At 68.4% G+C, this 16,759-nt stretch carries 18 protein-coding genes; 16 read left to right on the plus strand and 2 right to left on the minus strand.

The genetic code is table 11. The features are described 5' to 3' along the window. From radA to C1933_RS05900, 4 genes are all read left to right on the plus strand, one after another. On the plus strand, positions 1 to 1,377 hold the full coding sequence (radA, locus tag C1933_RS05885) for a DNA repair protein RadA (RefSeq protein WP_108752506.1): 1,377 nt from the start codon (positions 1 to 3) through the stop codon (positions 1,375 to 1,377). 266 nt (positions 1,378 to 1,643) lie between these two features. Beyond that, on the plus strand, positions 1,644 to 3,500 hold the full coding sequence (locus C1933_RS05890; protein WP_108752507.1) for an ATP-binding protein: 1,857 nt from the start codon (positions 1,644 to 1,646) through the stop codon (positions 3,498 to 3,500). Positions 3,501 to 3,551: 51 nt separating this feature from the next. Further along, positions 3,552 to 5,858 (plus strand): tetratricopeptide repeat protein, encoded by a 2,307-nt coding sequence (locus C1933_RS05895; RefSeq protein ID WP_108754752.1) that lies wholly within the window; start codon positions 3,552 to 3,554, stop codon positions 5,856 to 5,858. Between the two features lie 87 nt (positions 5,859 to 5,945). After that, complete coding sequence (locus C1933_RS05900; RefSeq protein ID WP_108752508.1) at positions 5,946 to 6,413, plus strand: hypothetical protein; 468 nt, start codon at positions 5,946 to 5,948, stop codon at positions 6,411 to 6,413. 43 nt (positions 6,414 to 6,456) lie between these two features. On the opposite strand, the gene ccsA is transcribed toward C1933_RS05900, so the two are convergent. Further along, a complete protein-coding gene (gene ccsA / locus C1933_RS05905; RefSeq protein WP_108748971.1) occupies positions 6,457 to 7,251 on the minus strand; it encodes a cytochrome c biogenesis protein CcsA in 795 nt (264 codons plus the stop codon). Positions 7,252 to 7,373: 122 nt separating this feature from the next. Between ccsA and ffh the strand changes: the two genes are divergently transcribed. The 10 genes from ffh (at position 7,374) to C1933_RS05955 (ending at position 14,441) form a co-directional block, all read left to right on the plus strand. Beyond that, the gene (gene ffh, locus C1933_RS05910) at positions 7,374 to 8,750 is read left to right on the plus strand and encodes a signal recognition particle protein (RefSeq protein ID WP_108752509.1); all 1,377 of its coding nucleotides are present in this window, start codon (positions 7,374 to 7,376) and stop codon (positions 8,748 to 8,750) included. Positions 8,751 to 8,970: 220 nt separating this feature from the next. Next, positions 8,971 to 10,041 (plus strand): nitronate monooxygenase, encoded by a 1,071-nt coding sequence (locus tag C1933_RS05915; RefSeq protein ID WP_108752510.1) that lies wholly within the window; start codon positions 8,971 to 8,973, stop codon positions 10,039 to 10,041. Continuing rightward, positions 10,038 to 10,850, plus strand: coding sequence for an aminotransferase class IV family protein (locus tag C1933_RS05920; protein WP_108752511.1), 813 nt, complete (start codon positions 10,038 to 10,040; stop codon positions 10,848 to 10,850). The genes C1933_RS05915 and C1933_RS05920 overlap by 4 nt, the downstream gene beginning before the upstream one ends. Before the next feature lie 97 nt (positions 10,851 to 10,947). Next, positions 10,948 to 11,208, plus strand: coding sequence for a 30S ribosomal protein S16 (rpsP, locus tag C1933_RS05925; protein ID WP_108748975.1), 261 nt, complete (start codon positions 10,948 to 10,950; stop codon positions 11,206 to 11,208). Between the two features lie 45 nt (positions 11,209 to 11,253). After that, positions 11,254 to 11,766, plus strand: coding sequence for a ribosome maturation factor RimM (gene rimM, locus C1933_RS05930; protein WP_108748976.1), 513 nt, complete (start codon positions 11,254 to 11,256; stop codon positions 11,764 to 11,766). An 8-nt stretch (positions 11,767 to 11,774) separates the two neighbouring features. Beyond that, complete coding sequence (gene trmD, locus C1933_RS05935; RefSeq protein WP_108754753.1) at positions 11,775 to 12,533, plus strand: tRNA (guanosine(37)-N1)-methyltransferase TrmD; 759 nt, start codon at positions 11,775 to 11,777, stop codon at positions 12,531 to 12,533. Between the two features lie 154 nt (positions 12,534 to 12,687). After that, positions 12,688 to 13,089: a 50S ribosomal protein L19 gene (gene rplS, locus C1933_RS05940; RefSeq protein ID WP_005408597.1), complete on the plus strand. Its 402-nt coding sequence runs from the start codon at positions 12,688 to 12,690 to the stop codon at positions 13,087 to 13,089. Between the two features lie 82 nt (positions 13,090 to 13,171). Continuing rightward, positions 13,172 to 13,552: a DUF6404 family protein gene (locus tag C1933_RS05945; protein ID WP_108752512.1), complete on the plus strand. Its 381-nt coding sequence runs from the start codon at positions 13,172 to 13,174 to the stop codon at positions 13,550 to 13,552. A gap of 24 nt (positions 13,553 to 13,576) precedes the next feature. Next, the gene (locus C1933_RS05950; RefSeq protein WP_108752513.1) at positions 13,577 to 14,008 is read left to right on the plus strand and encodes a DUF1801 domain-containing protein; all 432 of its coding nucleotides are present in this window, start codon (positions 13,577 to 13,579) and stop codon (positions 14,006 to 14,008) included. 34 nt (positions 14,009 to 14,042) lie between these two features. Next, the gene (locus tag C1933_RS05955; RefSeq protein WP_108752514.1) at positions 14,043 to 14,441 is read left to right on the plus strand and encodes a DUF1801 domain-containing protein; all 399 of its coding nucleotides are present in this window, start codon (positions 14,043 to 14,045) and stop codon (positions 14,439 to 14,441) included. A 16-nt stretch (positions 14,442 to 14,457) separates the two neighbouring features. Here the strand turns inward: C1933_RS05955 and C1933_RS05960 are convergent, their stop codons facing one another. Continuing rightward, positions 14,458 to 15,915: an MATE family efflux transporter gene (locus tag C1933_RS05960; RefSeq protein WP_108752515.1), complete on the minus strand. Its 1,458-nt coding sequence runs from the start codon at positions 15,913 to 15,915 to the stop codon at positions 14,458 to 14,460. Between the two features lie 62 nt (positions 15,916 to 15,977). Between C1933_RS05960 and C1933_RS05965 the strand changes: the two genes are divergently transcribed. Next, on the plus strand, positions 15,978 to 16,217 hold the full coding sequence (locus C1933_RS05965) for a hypothetical protein (RefSeq protein ID WP_108752516.1): 240 nt from the start codon (positions 15,978 to 15,980) through the stop codon (positions 16,215 to 16,217). 9 nt (positions 16,218 to 16,226) lie between these two features. Then, positions 16,227 to 16,634: an RNA-binding S4 domain-containing protein gene (locus tag C1933_RS05970; protein ID WP_108752517.1), complete on the plus strand. Its 408-nt coding sequence runs from the start codon at positions 16,227 to 16,229 to the stop codon at positions 16,632 to 16,634. The last annotated feature ends 125 nt before the right edge of the window (positions 16,635 to 16,759 follow it).

The following is a 16,759-nucleotide window of genomic DNA, read 5'->3' on the forward strand; positions in this document are numbered from 1 at the left end:
ATGGCCAAGGCCCGCACCGCTTACGTCTGCAACGAATGCGGCGCCGATTCCAGCAAATGGCAGGGGCAGTGCCCGGAATGCGGGGCGTGGAACTCGATGTCGGAAATCGTGCTGGAAAGCGCCGCAGCGGCGAAGGCCCCCGCATCCCGGCGCAATGGCTGGGTGGGCAAGATCGATCCGCCGAAGATCACCGCGCTGAAGGACGTGCAGCAGACCGAGCACCGCCGGGTCAGCACTGGCATTGGCGAGTTCGACCGCGTGCTGGGCGGCGGCCTGGTGGAGGGCGCGGTGGTGCTGGTCGGCGGCGACCCGGGCATCGGCAAGTCGACCCTGCTGCTGCAGGCGGTGGCGAAGATGGCCGCCGAACTGCCGGTGCTGTACGTGACCGGTGAGGAATCGCTGGCCCAGGTAGCCGGCCGCGCGCACCGGCTGGAGCTGCCGCTGGATGGCGTGAATGCCTTGGCCGAGACCGGTGTCGAGTCGATCATGCAGCACGCCAGCAAGGCCGGCCCGCGCCTGATCGTGGCCGATTCGGTGCAGACCCTGTGGACCGAAACCCTGACCGCCGCACCAGGGTCGGTCAGCCAGGTGCGCGAAAGCGCGGCACGGCTGGTGCGCTTTGCCAAGGAAACCGGCACCGCCGTGTTCCTGGTCGGCCACGTAACCAAGGAAGGCGGTATTGCCGGCCCGCGCGTGCTGGAACACATGGTCGATGCGGTGCTGTACTTTGAAGGCGAGAGCGGCAGTCGCTTCCGCCTGCTGCGCGCCTTCAAGAACCGCTTCGGCGCGGTGAACGAACTGGGCGTGTTCGCCATGGGCGACAAGGGCCTGAAGGAAGTGTCCAACCCGTCGGCCATCTTCCTGTCCGGCAGCAGCGCGCACCAGCCCGGCAGCTGCGTGATGGTCACCCGCGAGGGAACCCGGCCGCTGCTGGTGGAAGTGCAGGCGCTGGTGGATGCCTCGCCGCTGTCCAACCCGCGCCGCGTGGCCGTGGGCCTGGAGCAGAACCGCCTGGCCATGTTGCTGGCGGTACTGCACCGCCATGGCGGGGTGCTGGTGGGCGACCAGGACGTGTTCGTGAACGTTGTCGGTGGCATTCGCGTGCAGGAGACCGCCGCCGACCTGCCGGTGCTGCTGGCGGTGCTGTCGTCGCTGCAGGACCGGCCGCTGGCGGAAAAGACCATTGCCTTCGGTGAAGTGGGGCTATCCGGTGAGATCCGCCCGGTGCCCAACGGCGAAGACCGCCTGCGCGAAGCGGCCACCCATGGTTTCAAGCGCGCCATCGTGCCCAAGGCCAACGCGCCGAAGGGCGGCAGCGTGAAGGGCATGGAAGTGATTGCCGTGGAGCGGCTGTCCGAGGCGATCGACGCCGCGTGACATCCGTACGGTAGAGCCGAGCCATGCTCGGCTGCCTTTTGTAGAGTCGAGCTTGCTCGACTGCTTTTTGTAGAGTCGAGCCATGCTCGACTGCTTTCCGCGTCGAGGCAAGAGCAGTCGAGCAAGCTCGACTCTACCGGGGCTGGCCCCCGCCGGGGTTTGGAATCCAACGCCCAGCACAGCAACGGTCAGCGTGCCTGTGCTAGTTTCCCCGGCTCGACGATGGCGCCCCGTGGCGCCTTGTGTGGCAAGGAGTAACCGATTACATGCAGGACCCGACGCTGACCACCCCCGCCGCCGAAATCCGCCGGGCCGGGGTCGATCTCAATGGACTGATGACGGTGCTGGGCAAGCACCTGTATTCCACCCCGATGGTGGCGCTGCGCGAGCTGGTGCAGAACGCGCACGACTCCATCATCCGCCGCCGCATTGAACAGACCGGTGGCGATCTGCCCTCGCGCATCGATGTGCAGGTCGATGCCGCCGCCGGTGTGCTGCGCATCGTCGATACCGGCGCCGGCCTGACCCGCCAGGAAATCCACGATTACCTGGCCACGGTGGGCGTGGGCTACACCCGCGGCCTGCGCCAGGGCGGCGATGACCAGGACGGCCTGATCGGCATGTTCGGCCTGGGCTTCCTGTCGGCCTTCGTGCTGGCGCGGCGGGTGAGCGTGCGCACCACTTCGTACCAGACGCCGGAACTGGGCCACCTGTATGTGTCCAGCAACGCCGAGCAGTACACCGTGAGCGAAGTGCCGGCGCGTGCGGTCGGCACCGAAGTGGAGCTGGAGCTGCACCCGGACTTCCTGCCGCTGGCCAACGAGGCGCGGCTGTACGAAGTGCTGGGCCGCTACTGCGCGCTGCTGTCCGAACCGATCTTCATTGGCGCCGCGACTGAAGCGCTGAACCCCGAGCCGCCGCCGTGGCGCGCGCAGGGCGAAGTGGCGCTGCACCCGGTGCAGGCGCGGCGCCAGGCGCTGCAGTTCGCCGCCCGCTTCGAACACGACTTCGAACCCATCGTGACCGTGCCGCTGCGCGCCGATGCGGACAGTGACGCCACTGGCCTGCTGTGGGTGCAGGATGGCGCCACCTACGGCACCAGCGACAACCGCAACCTGTCGGTGTTCGTGCGCGGCATGCTGCTGGACGACGATGCGCGCGACCTGCTGCCGCCGTGGGCCGGCTTCATCGGGGGGGTGATCGAATCGTCGCGGCTGACCCCCACCGCCAGCCGCGAAGATTTGCAGCGCGACGATCATTACCGCGCCGTGCAGCACGCGCTGCTGGAAGCGCTGATTGATGGCCTGGCCGACGTGGCGCGGCAGCAGCCGGAAGCCTGGCGCCGCGTGCTCAGCCGCCACAACGAGGCCTTGCTGGGCGCGGCACTGTGCGACGACCGTCTGTTCGACCTGCTGCTGGAACACGTGCGCGTGCCGACATCGCAGGGTGACCTGCCGGCCAGCGCGCTGCCGGCGCGTGGCGCGGTGCACGTGATCCTGGACAACGGCGGCGGCTTCGAGGAAATGCTGTTCCGTGCGATGGGCGTGCCGGTGGCGCATGGGCACCGCTATGCGGTGGTGCCGTTCCTGCGCCGCTGGACCCAGGCCAAGGGCCTGCGCCTGGTGGAGCTGGGTACCGAACAGGGCAACCGCGCGTTGTTCCGCAGCGACGACAGCCTGGACGAGGCGCAGTTGGCCTGGCTGCGCGAGCACCTGGGCGATGGCGAACAGCTGCTGCCGGCGCGCTTCAGCCCCGAAGCGCTGCCGGTGGTGGTGGTGCCCGACCGCGAGGCGGAGCTGAAACAGCGCCTGGAAGACGACGAGAACGACAAGCGTGTGTCGATGGCCGCGCTGCGCCTGGCGCGCCAGTTCACTGCGCGCATCGAAGCGCGTGCGCCGTCGCGGTTGTACGTAAATCTGGACAACCCGGCCGTGCAGGCGCTGCTGCAGGCGCAGCGCGCCGGCCATGCGCAGGCGCCCGCCGCAGCACGCCTGCTGCGTTCGCTGAAGATCATCGTGTCCGCGCAGGGGCGCCCGCTGGCGCGCGATGCCAGCGCAGCCACGCCCGATCTGAACGCCGCCTTCGCCGATATTGCCGGTGCCCTGCAGCAGATGCTGCGCTGAGTACCGCTCACTTTCTCATCCAGCCTTCGCTAGACAGGAGACTTGCACATCATGGAAATCTGGAACTGGGTTGAAAAACTGCAGGAAGACCTGCGCCAGGCCGGGCAGGCGCAGAACGCGCACCTGCTCACCCGCCTGGCCGACGAGGTGAGCGAACTGCAGGTGGACCGCGTGGATGCGCTGCTGCCCGAGGCGCGTGCGCTGGGCAAGGCGCTGGACAACCCGTGGGTGGATGTCTACGTGGGCCACTGGGCGCTGCGCAACCGCGTGGGCAACCGTGTGGAAGGCGAGAGCGCGCTGGGCGAAGCGGTGGCGCTGTTCGAGCGCGCCCACCGTGCCGACACCCTGGACTGCCCGCAGTCGATCTGCGTGACCCAGGATCTGGCCGCCTGCTACGGCAACATCGACGGCCCGGGCTGGGTGCCCGAGCGCATTGAAGTGTGCGATGAGACCCTGGCCCGCATCGATCCCAGCTGGGCGTGCTTCCAGTGCCTGAGCTGCGAAAAGGCCGATGCGCTGCTGGACGATGGCCGCGGCCAGGACGCGCTGGATTACCTGCAGGCGCAGGCCGATGCGATCAAGGCGCGCGGCAAGGAAGTGTTCGACAGCTTCCCGGAAATGCAGATCAAGGTGCTGCTGGCCACCGGCCGTGCCGACGAAGCGCTGGTGCTGATCGAGCAGCGCGAGGCCGAAGTGGCCGCCGCTGGCGAGTACGAACCGGCCAACTGCACCGTGCCGCGCCGCCTGTCACGCGCCTGGGCGCTGGCGCAGCTGGGCCGCGACGAAGAAGCGCTGCAGCAGCTGGTGCCGTGGGGCGAGCTGACCCCCAATACCTGGCGCATGTGGGCCAACACGGTGGCGATCCTGTGCCAGCGTGATCCGGCGCGCAACACCTGGGATCTGGGCACGCGCTTCAACACCATCATTGAACACTTCGCGCGCGTGGGCGCGCACCGGCTGGTGATTGAAATGGCTGCCCTGAGCCTGGAGCTGGCACTGCAGCGTGGCGCGCGCTGGGTCGCGCAGCGGCAGCTGCGGCTGGCGCGCACGCACCTGGCACAGCTGCGCCAGGACCGCGGTGCCGCCGAACAGGTGGCCGCGCTGGCCGCGCGCATCGATGCACTGCCCGAGGCCGCGCCGCTGCCTGTGCCCGCCGCCGAACTGCTGCCGTGGCTGGAAGCGCAGGGCCAGCAGAACCAGTCGCGCGACCCCGAGCGCGAGGCGCAGTGGTTGCTGCAGGGCCACGCGCAGTGCCCCGACGATGAAGGGCTGGCCGAAGTGGCCGCCTCGGCGCTGTACGCCTGCGGTGCGCAGGACGAAGCGCGCGCGCTGCTGTGGCAGTTCGTGCGCGCGCATGTGCAGGAAGACGGCCCGGCCGCCTACACGCTGATGCGCTGGCTGGCCGAGCAGGGCGATGACGAGGGTCTGCGCCAGCTGGCCGATGTATACCGTGGCAGCGTGCCGGTGTTCGCGCACTGGTGCGACGTGCAGCGAGCGCGCCGGGTGTCCGACTGGCCGGCGCTGGAACAGGCGGCCACGCAGCTGCTGGCACTGTCGCCCGGTTCGCACGGTGCGCGTGGCACGTTGGCGCGCATGTACATGGAAACTGGCCGCTTCAGCGACGCGCAGGCGTGCTACGCGCAGCTGGTGGAGCTGCAGGAGGACCCCAACGCCGCGCATTGGGACCACATGAGCGCCGCCAGCGCCGCGCGCGACTGGGATGCCGTGCGCCGTTCGGCCGCGGCCATCGGCATGGAACTGTCCAGCCAGGACGGCGTGGTGGAAGAGCCGTGGGGCTGGGTGATCATCCGCAGCGAAGAGCAGGGTGAGCCGATGGAGTACTACGCGCGCCGTACCGGCCCGGTAACCGCGCGTATCGTGGAAAACGCACCGGCCAACCGTGCCCAGCAGGTGGGCGACTGGGTGGTGTTCGATGCCGCGCTGGTGCACCCGGCGCCGGAAGAGGAAGAGGCGCGCCAGCACTTCATTCCCACCTATGCGCAGGTGCACGTACTGGAGCGCGGCGGCTTCGCGCGCAGCTGGCTGATTGATGGCGCGCACCCCGGCGAAGCCGCGTGGGATGCACTGGTGGAAGCGGCGCAGGCGCAGGGCTGGCAGATCTGGGGGCACAGCCGTGCCGACTACACCGTGACCGACCCGGACGCGGAAGAGGGCACCCTGCCGGGGCTGTTGTTCACCGTGGCCCAGCCGCTGGACCACGCACCGCTGGCGCTGCACCGGTTCCTGCAGCAGCACACCGCCCAGTGGCAGCACCCGCAGTGCTGGCTGCGCCTGGCCGAAGCCTGTGACCAGGAACGCCAGCCGCACCTGGATGTGATCGAGCGGTACGGGTTGTAAGCCCGCCGCGCCGCGTACCCGCGCCCGGCCCTCCCTCGGTAGCGCCGGGCCATGCCCGGCGTTGCCCCTGCACAAGGAATGAAACACATGCGAAAGACAGGGATGTTCATGATCGCCGGCCTGCTGCTGGCACCCGCCGCCCAGGCCGCCCCGGCCTGCGAGGATGCCGTGGGCGTGGCGCGGGCGTTCTTCGAGGCCACCTCCGGCGATGCGGGCTACGTGCTGGATGCGCCGCGCGCGCTGGTCAGCCCGGCCTTCGGCAAGACGCTGCGCGAAGAACGTGCCTGCCAGGCGCGCGAAGAAGGCATCTGCACGATCGATTCGGACCCGTGGCTGGATGCGCAGGATGGCGACATCGAGGGCCCGGTACGCTACGGCTGGAACGAAACGTCAGCCACGGTCGGCCAGGTCGAGTTGCGCTATTCGGTGTGGAAAAAGCCGTATGTGACCCGCCTGCCGATGGTCCGCAAGGGCCAGGGCTGCTGGCAGGTGGATGATGTGATCACGCAGAGCGGCCGCTCGGTGCGCGGCATCCTTGCCCAGCCTGCGCCCTGACAGCCGACGGCATCGTGGGTGCCGACCGTTGGTCGGCACGCCTTTATCGGGTATGCCCGAACACCAGTTCAATGGCGAACTGGCTGCCGAAGAACGCCAGCAGCAGCAACAGCATCGCGCTCAGCGTCCAGTGCACGGCCTTCACCCCGCGCCAGCCGTAGCGGCGGCGGCCGACCAGCAGCACGCCGAACACGATCCACGACAGCACGCTGAGCACGGTCTTGTGCACCAGCTTCTGCGCCAGCAGGTCGTCCACGAACAGCACGCCGGTCACCAGGGTCAGGGTCAGCAGCGCAAACCCCACGGTGATGACCCGGAACAGCAGCGATTCCAGATCGGCCAGCGGCGGCAGGGCGCGCAGCCACGGGCGGAACTCGCGGCGGCGCAGGGCGCGTTCCTGCAGCCACAGCATGATGGCCAGCAGCGCGGCGATGCTCAGCGTGGCGTAGGCCAGCAGGGCCAGCCAGGCGTGGCTGGCCAGGCGCCAGCCCAGCACCTTGCTGGGGGCGTGGCCGTAGCCGTGGTACACCGCCAGCAGCAGCGCGGCCAGCGGGAACACCACCACGCCCAGCGCCGACATGCGCCCGCGTGCGCCCACCAGCGACGTCAGCCAGGCCATGCCCAGGCCGACCAGCGACAGCGCCGCGAAGAAATGCATGTCCGGCCCGCCGCTGGTGCGCAGCGCCACCAGCACGTGGTAGCCGCCGTGCAGCAGCATGGCCGGCAGCGCCGGCCACAGCCAGGTGGGCGAGCCCATTGCCTCGTCGCGGCCGAGCGCGCGCACCAGCAGGACGCTGGCGGCCAGGTACAGCAGGATCGCGATGAGAACGATTGTCATCGTGGCAGTTTCGCATACCCCCGGGAAGCTGGCGACGGCCGCAGCGTCGCAGCCCGGGAACCGGGGCGGACCCGCTATACTGTATGCCTTATTGTCCCCCGCTTTCAGACAGGTTGCGCCGCATGTTCGAGTCCCTGACCCAGCGCCTTTCCGGCACCATCGAGCGCCTGCGTGGCCGTGGCCGCCTGACCGAGGAGAACATCCGCGAGGCGACCCGCGAGGTGCGCATTGCGCTGCTGGAAGCCGACGTGGCGCTGCCGGTGGTGCAGGCCCTGATCGAACGCATCAAGGTGCGCGCGGTCGGCCAGGAAGTGCTGAAGTCGCTGACCCCGGGCCAGGCCCTGATCAAGGTGGTGCGCGACGAGCTGACCGCGGTGATGGGCGCCGAAGCCAGCGACCTGAACCTCAACGTTCCCGCCCCGGCCATCATCCTGATGGCGGGCCTGCAGGGCGCCGGCAAGACCACCACCGTGGGCAAGCTGGCCAAGCACCTGAAGGAAAAGCGCAAGAAGAAAGTGATGGTGGTGTCGGCCGACGTCTACCGTCCGGCCGCGATCGAGCAGCTGAAGACCCTGGCCGAGCAGGTGGGCGTGCTGTTCTTCCCGTCCAGCGCCGACCAGAAGCCGGAAGCCATCGTGCGTGCGGCCATCGACGATGCGCGCAAGTCGTTCGTGGACGTGCTGCTGGTCGATACCGCCGGCCGCCTGGCCATCGACGAAGCGATGATGGCCGAGATCAAGGCCCTGCACGCGGCGGTGAACCCGGCAGAAACCCTGTTCGTGGTCGATGCCATGACCGGCCAGGACGCGGCCAACACCGCCAAGGCCTTCGGCGATGCGCTGCCGCTGACCGGCGTGGTGCTGACCAAGACCGACGGTGACGCCCGCGGCGGTGCCGCGCTGAGCGTGCGCTACATCACCGGCAAGCCGATCAAGTTCGTCGGTGTCAGCGAAAAGCCCGAAGGTCTGGATGTGTTCCATCCCGACCGTATCGCCAGCCGCATCCTGGACATGGGCGACGTGCTGTCGCTGGTGGAGCAGGTCGAGCAGCAGGTGGACAAGGACAAGGCCGCCAAGCTGGCCGAGAAGGTCGCCAAGGGCAAGAAGTTCGACCTGAACGACATGCGCGACCAGCTGGAGCAGATGCAGAACATGGGCGGCATTGGCGGCCTGATGGACAAGCTGCCGGGCCTGGGCAACATTCCCGACCACCTGAAGCAGCAGGTCAGCCAGGGCAAGGAAGTGCCGCGCATGATCGCCATCATCAATTCGATGACCAAGAAGGAACGGCGCAACCCGAACCTGCTGAACGGCTCGCGCCGCGCGCGCATCGCCAAGGGTTCGGGTGTGACCCCGGCCGACGTCAACAAGCTCATGAAGCAGTACATGCAGATGGAAAAGATGATGAGCAAGATGGCCGGCGGCGGCATGAAGGGCATGATGCGCAGCATGAAGGGCATGATGGGCGCCATGGGCGGCCGCGGCATGCCGTTCCGTTGATGCGTTGCTGAGGCCACGCATCGGCGGCCGCGGCATGCCGTTTCGTTGATGCGCTGCTGAGACCACGCATTGGTAGAGTCGAGCTTGCTCGACTGCTGTTGGTGGTTCAGTCGAGCAAGCTCGACTCTACGTGGCGCGCGGTTCAGTCGAGCAAGCTCGACTCTACCCCCTTGCTGCGCGCACCATGGGGGCCTGTCTGCAACGATGGGCCGCCCTGCTGATGTCTGCTGTCACTTCCCGCGTCGAGGCGTTCTGCCGGCGCTTCCAGGTTTCCCTTCCGATCCTGCTGGCGCCGATGGCCGGGGCCTGCCCGGTGTCGCTGTCGGCTGCGCTGGCCAACGCCGGCAGCATGGGCGCGATGGGGGCGGTGCTGTCGTCCGCAGCCGATATCGGTGTGTGGATGGACGCGTTCCGCGCTGCTTCGGGCGGCCCCGCGCAGGTGAATCTGTGGCTGCCGGACCCGGCGCCGGCCCGCGACGTGGCCGCCGAAGCCGCCAGCCGCGCCTTCCTGGCCCAATGGGGCCCCGAGGTGCCGGCCAGCGCCGCCGATGCCACCCCGGCCGATTTCGATGAACAGTTCGCCGCGCTGCTGGCCGCGCGCCCTGCGGTGGCCTCGACCATCATGGGCGTGCTGTCGCCGCGCCATGTGCAGCAACTGAAGGATGCTGGCATTGCCTGGATCGCCTGCGCGACCACGCTGGCCGAAGCGCGCGCTGCGCAGGACGCCGGCGCCGACGCGGTGGTGGCGCAGGGCGCCGAAGCCGGTGGCCATCGCGGCGCCTTCGATCCGGCACTGGCCGAACGGCAACTGGTGGGGCTGTTCGCCCTGCTGCCGCGCCTGGTCGACCATCTGCAGATTCCGGTGATCGCCGCTGGCGGCATCGCCGATGGGCGTGGCATCGCCGCGGCGCTCACGCTGGGCGCCAGCGCGGTGCAGATCGGTACCGCGTTCCTGCGCACGCCCGAAGCGGCGATCGCCCCGGCCTGGGCCGACGCACTGGCGGTGACCGAACCCGAAGACACCTGGCCGACCCGCGCCTTCAGTGGGCGCCTGGGCCGCGGCCTGGCCACCCCGTATGTGCGCGCGGCGGCGGCCGATGCTGCGCCACCACCGCGCCCGTACCCGGTGCAGCGCGGGCTGACCGCGCCGATGCGCAAGCAGGCGGCGCAGCGCAATGATCTGGCGGCCATGCAGGCCTGGGCCGGGCAGTCGGCGTGGATGGCGCCGGCGCGGCAGGCCGCCGAGGTGCTGGCTGACATGTGGCGCGACGCGCAGGCCCTGCTGCGGTGACCGTGACCTGCAATGGCCAGCCCGCGCAGGCCGACGATCTGCTGCCGGCGCTGGTGAACTACGGCCACTTTACCTCGCTGCAGGTGCGTGGCCATGCCGTGCAGGGGCTGGAGCTGCACCTGGCGCGGCTGTCGCAGGCCACGCGCGAGTTGTTCGGCAGCGAACTGGACGTGCGCCAGGTGCAGGCCTGGATGGCGCAGGCGCTGCAGCAGGCGGGGCAGGGCGATGCCTCCATGCGGGTGACGGTGTTTTCGCGCCGCTTCGATTTCCGCAACCCGCTGGCCGCCGTGCCGGTGGACGTGCTGGTGGCGGTGTCGGCGCCGGTGGCCCTGGTGGCGCCGAAGCGCGTGCGCAGCGTGGTCTGGCAGCGCGACTGGCCGCAGATCAAGCACGTGGGAACGTTTGGTCTGTTTGCCCAGCGCCGTGCGGCGCTGGCGGCGGGGTTTGACGATGCGCTGTTGGTGACGGCCGATGGGCAGATCAGCGAGGGCAGTACCTGGAACCTGGCCGTGCACGATGGTCAACGCCTGCTCTGGCCGCAGGCGCCGGCACTGCGCGGGACCGCCGAGGCGCTGCTGCAGCGGTACTGGCCCGGGGCGCAGGCCATCCAGCCCTTGCGGCTGGCCGATCTGGCCGGTGTGAAGGCGGCCTTTGCCTGTAATGCCAGTGGGGTATGGGCACTGGAGGCCATCGATGGGCAGGAGCTGCCGGGGTCGCAGGCGCTGGCTGAACAGGGCAGGGCGGTGCTGGCGGGCGTGCCGTGGGACGTGCTGGGGTCAGAGCCCTGTTGCGCGGCAAAAGGGATCTGACCCGATGGCTGGCCCAGGGGTTGGCCCGGCCGCCATCTGCCGCTATAATCGCCCGCTTACCTCGCCATTCCGGCGACTGGGCAATAGGAAAAACACCATGGTCAAGATTCGACTGACCCGCGGCGGCGCCAAGAAGCGTCCGTTCTACCACATCATCGTGACCGACGTGCGCAGCGCGCGCGACGGCCGCAACATCGAGCGCGTTGGTTTCTACAACCCGGTCGCCCAGGGCGGCGAGAAGCGCATCGAGCTGGACCTGGCCCGCGTTGACCATTGGGTCAAGAACGGCGCCCAGCCGACCGAAAAGGTCCGCAACCTGATCAAGGAAGCGGCCAAGACCCAGGCCGCTGCGGCCTGATCCTGACGGGCCGCGCTCTGGCGCGGCCCATCTGATTGAACGCAGATGAAAGATAACGAGCGCCGCATCCTGCTGGGCAGGATTGTCGGCGCTTTTGGTGTGCGCGGCGAAATAAAGCTCGAGTCCTGGACCGAGCCGCGTTCCGCTATTTTCCGTTACCAGCCGTGGATCCTGCGCAGCCCAAACGGGCAGGAATCGACGCTTGAAGGCGCCCGTGGCCGCGACAGCGGCAAGCATCTGGTGGCCCGATTCCCCGGCATCGAAGATCGCGACACGGTCGAGGCCATGCACGGCACCGAGATCTACGTGGCCCGCAGCGCGCTGCCGCCGCCGAAACCCGATGAGTATTACTGGGTGGATCTGGAAGGCCTGGATGTGAAGACCGTCGAGGGCGTTGCCCTGGGCCAGGTCTCGCACCTGTTCAGCACCGGCGCCAACGATGTGGTCGTGGTCCGTGGCGACCGCGAGCGGATGATCCCGTTCGTGCTGCCGGACTTCGTCAAATCGGTCGACTTCGAGGCCAACCTGGTCGTGGTCGATTGGGACCCCGAGTTCTGAGTGTGAGCATGCGCTTCGACGTCATCACCCTGTTCCCCGATTTCCTGGCCCAGTCCGCTGGGCTGGGCGTGGTCGGCCGGGCACAGGAGAAGGGCCTGTTCAGCCTGCACGGCTGGAACCCCCGTGATTACGCCGAAGGCAACTACCGCCGGGTGGACGACCGTCCGTTCGGTGGTGGCCCGGGCATGGTGATGCTGATCGAGCCGCTGCAGGCCTGCCTGCAGGCGATCCGCGACGCCGACCCGACCCCGGCGCGGGTGATCTACCTCAGCCCGCAGGGCGCACCGCTCACCCAGGCCAAGGTGCGGGAACTGGCGGCGCTGCCGCGCGTGGTCCTGCTCTGTGGCCGCTATGAAGGCATCGACGAACGCTTCCTGGAAGCCAACGTCGATGAAGAGATTTCCCTGGGCGACTACGTGCTGTCCGGCGGCGAACTGGGTGCGGCAGTCATCATCGATGCCGTGGCCCGCCTGCAGGACGGCGCCCTGAACGACGCCGAATCGGCCGCCCAGGACAGCTTCGAAGGCGACCTGGGGCTGCTCGACTGCCCGCATTACAGCCAGCCGGCCCAGCACCCGCTGGGCGACGTGCCGGACGTGCTGCGTTCGGGCAACCACGCGGCCATCGCTGCCTGGCGCCGCCAGCAGTCGCTGGTCCGTACCGCCGAACGGCGCCCGGACCTGCTGGATGAACAGGCGCTGGGCAAGGCCGACCGCAAACTGCTGGAACAGGGCCGGCAGGCCCAGAAACACAAGGCCAGCCCCTAGCGCAGGGCTGGCTTTATCGGCTATCATGGCCAATTCCCGCCAGCCCCGGCCGGCGCGCGCAGTACCCACAACAAACGTGCAGCACAGTTCCGTGACTGCATGAGCCTACGTTGTCAGAACGACACGCCCACCCGAACAAGAATCGGTGTAACCCATGAGCAAGCTGAACAAGTCCATCGTCGCGGAATTCGAATCCGCCCAGATCACCCGCGAACTGCCGAAGTTCAGCCAGGGCGACACCGTTGTCGTCAACGTGAAGGTGAAGGAAGGCAGCCGCGAGCGCGTGCAGGCCTATGAAGGCGTTGTGATCGCCACCAAGAACGCCGGCCTGAACTCCTCGTTCACCGTGCGCAAGATCTCGCACGGCTACGGCGTCGAGCGCGTCTTCCAGACCCACAGCGCCATCATCGACTCGGTCGAAGTGAAGCGTCGTGGTAAGGTCCGCGCCGGCAAGCTGTACTACCTGCGTGGCCTGGAAGGCAAGGCTGCCCGCATCAAGGAAGACCTGGCTGCCGCTGCTGCCGCCAAGGCTGCCCGTCTGGCCGAAAAGGCCTGATAAACAACTTCGGTTGTTGCCGCGACGGCCACCTTCGGGTGGCCGTTTGCGTTTGTGCGCCGGCCGGCGCTATGTTCGCGGCATGACGACCGTTGAACAGCGTTACCCGCCCAAGGTGCAGGCCGCCCTGCGCCATCTTGACGCCGCGGGCGTGCAGCGCCGGCACTCGGCGCCGCCACTGCATCGCCTGCTGTGGCGCATGGGCGTCAACGCGCCCCCGCCGATCATCGCCAGCGTGGCGTCCAATGCACTGCTGATGGGTATCTGGTTCGCACTGGGCTGGGGCGTGCTGATGTGGCTGCTGGTCTGGCGCAACACCAGCCTGCCGTTGGCAGTGGCGGTGTTCAGCGCGCTCCTCGCCGGCGTATTGTTCGGTCTGCTGATGGCGGTCGTGATGCGCGTCATGCGCCTGCGCCGTGGTCTGCCGTTGTGGCGTGACCTGCCGGCTGCACCCAGCCGCTGACCTGCGACCACGGAGCGCTGCGCAATGCCTTCCAAGCCATCCGCCCCCGCTGCGCCGAAGCTGTTGTCCGGCGGTAATCCGCAGATCGCCAAGGGCGATGGTGATGCACCGGTGCAGGCCTATATCGCCGCCATGCCCGGCTGGAAGCGTGCATTTGGCGAGCAGCTCGATGCCCTCATCACCCAGGCCGTGCCCGGCGTGCACAAGGCAGTGCGCTGGAATTCACCGATGTATGGCGTGGCCGAAGGGCAGGGCTGGTTCCTCAGCTTCCACTGCTGCACGCGTTACATCAAGGTGGCGTTTTTCCACGGCGCGCTGCTGCAGCCGCAGCCGCCCGAGCCTTCGAAGCAGGCCACCACGCGCTATCTGCACCTGTACGAAGACACCGTGCTGGACCGCGCACAACTGCTGGACTGGCTGCAGCAGGCACGTGCGCTGCCCGGCGCGCGCATGTAGTTTCCCTTTCCCACCGTACCGTGCGAGTGCAGACATGCCCAGGAAAGCTGCGGAAGCCACCGAAGCAACACGCCCTGCCTCTGAACTGATCGATGCGCGCATTGCCGAACTGGGCGACTGGCGCGGCAAGACGCTGGCCCGCGTGCGCGCGCTGATCCACCAGGCGCTGCCCGACGTGGAAGAAACCTGGAAATGGCGCGGCACGCCGGTGTGGGAACACAACGGCATCCTGTGCACGGGCGAAACCTACAAGCAGGCAGTGAAACTGACCTTCGCCCACGGCGCCGCGCTGCCCGACCCGAAGGGCCTGTTCAACGCCAGCCTGGAAGGCAATACGCGGCGCGCGATCGACATCCACGAAGGAGAGATGCCCAACGCGACCGCGCTGAAGGCTTTGATCCGCGCTGCGGCCAAGCACAACGCGGCGAAGTAGAACGGTAGCGCCGGCGCTACCGGGTCACGGCATCCGGGTCGGCTACCGGCGAGGGTGGGCAGGCCGGTACTTCCGACGGCGTGGCCAGCACTTCGGCCGGCGCCGGCGGGGTGATCATCCGCGCCTTGCGCCAGCCACCCCAGCGGTAATACGCCAGCGACAGCAGCATGGACACAAGCGAACCGGCCGGGAAACTCCACCAGATCGCATCGGCCCCCCAATACGGCTGCAGGAATTCGGCGAACGGCACGCGCACGCCCCACAGCGAGGCGGCCAGGATCAGCAGCGGCGGAATGACCGCGCCGGTGGAGCGCACCACGCCGGAGATCACGAAGCTGACACCGAAGAACAGGAACGAGCCGATCACCACGTGGTTCAAATGGCGGGCGATCTGCAGCGATTCGCTGCCCTGCGGCAGGAACAGCGCCAGCGAATACTGGTCCAGCGCCACCAGCGGCAGGATCAGCGCCCCGGTCAGCAGGAAGTTGAACAGCACGCCCTGCCGCGCGGTGCCGCGCACGCGGTCCCAGCGCTGCGCGCCCACGTTCTGCGCGGCCATCGACGAACACGCCGCGCCGATGGCCATGGCCGGCATCTGCACGTAGTTCCACAACTGCAGCGATGCGCCGTAGGCGGCCGCGGTGTCGGTGCCGTACTGGTTCACCATGGTCATCAGCATGATGACCGACAGCGAGATCAGCACCATCTGCAGGCCCATCGGCACGCCCTTGACCACCAGCGCGCGCAGGATGGTGAAATCGAGCTTGAACAGGTGCATGTCGGCGCGCCCCAGCCACAGCGTGTGCCGCTTGTGCCGCATGTACAGCAGCAGGCCGGCCAGCGACAGCGTCTGTGATACCAGCGTGGCCCAGGCCGAGCCGGCAATGCCCAGCTCCGGGAACGGGCCCAGGCCGAAGATCAGCACCGGGTTCAGCGCGATATCCAGCACCACCGATACCAGCAGGAAGCGGAACGGCGTGCGCGAATCGCCGGCACCCCGCAGCGCGGCGCTGAGGAAGGCGAACGCGTACAGCGTGGGCATGGCCAGGAAGATGACGCGCAGGTAGGCCTCGGCCAGCGGCAGCGACGCTGCCGGCGTGCCCATCGCTTCCAGCAGCGGGTGGGCCAGGAACCAGCCGGCGATGGCAATGACCACCGACAGGCCGATGAAGAACGTGGCACTGGTGCCGACCACGCGCCGCGCCTGGCCGATGTCGCGCGCGCCGATGGCCTGGCCGATCAGGATGGTGGCGGCCATGCCGAAGCCGAACACCGAACCGATCAGGAAGAACATGATGTTGTTGGCGTTGGCGGTGGCCGTCAGCGCGGCCTCGCCCAGGAAGCGCCCGACCCACACCGCGTTCACCGAACCATTCAGTGACTGGGCGATGTTGCCGGCCAGGATGGGCAGCGCGAACAGCAGCAGGTTGCGCCCGATCGGGCCGGAAGTCAGGTCAAGCGGCGCTTTGGCCATGGGCTGGAGATCGAATGCCGGGAGGCGCACACTAGCACCAAGCCGGTTTGCGGGGTGTGGCAATGCATCAGCAACAGCAGGAGGTGTGCGGGATCGCGCTGGCCTTGATCGTGGCCGTGCTGCCCGCATGTTCCATGGACGACCGCCTGGGCGATACCCAGATACGGCCGACCGACCGCCCCGAATGCCTGGTGGGCAGCCAACGCCAGGACCTGGCCTCCGGTGTAAAGCCGTTGATCGGCGGCACCGGGTGCCGGGTCGACCCGGACAACCCGCGTCCCTTGAATCGACCCCCGGAGTAGTTTCCGCCGATGCATGCGCTTTCCCCGCTGCCGCCCAGTGTCCGCCTGGATATCTGGCTGTGGGCGGCCCGTTTCTTCAAGACCCGCAGCCTGGCCAAGCAGGCCATTGAGACCGGCAAGGTAAGCGTGGCCGGCCAGCGCCCGAAATCCTCACGCGCGGTGCGCGTGGGCGAGCAGGTGCAGGTGGACCGTGGCGAGGAACATTTCGAGATCCAGGTGCTGGGCATCAGCGACCAGCGTGGCCCGGCGCCGGTGGCGCAGCAGCTGTACGTGGAAAGCGAAGCGTCGAAGGCGCGGCGGGCCGAGCAGCGTGCGTTGCGCATCGCCGCCCGTGATGGATTCCAGCCGCCGGAGCACAAGCCGGACAAGCGCGCGCGGCGGTTGATCCGCGCGCTGGGTGATCTGGACGCCCTTTGACGGTAGTCGCCCACCTTGGTGGGCGTCGTGTGGCGCATGCCAACCAAGGTTGGCATCTACCGGTTCATGGCCGCTGCGCGCACTCAGCCGGCATTCGGTTTTCACCCCGCACGTTGGATCTTCCT

The organism is Stenotrophomonas sp. ZAC14D2_NAIMI4_6 (assembly GCF_003086875.1).
Lineage (GTDB): Bacteria > Pseudomonadota > Gammaproteobacteria > Xanthomonadales > Xanthomonadaceae > Stenotrophomonas.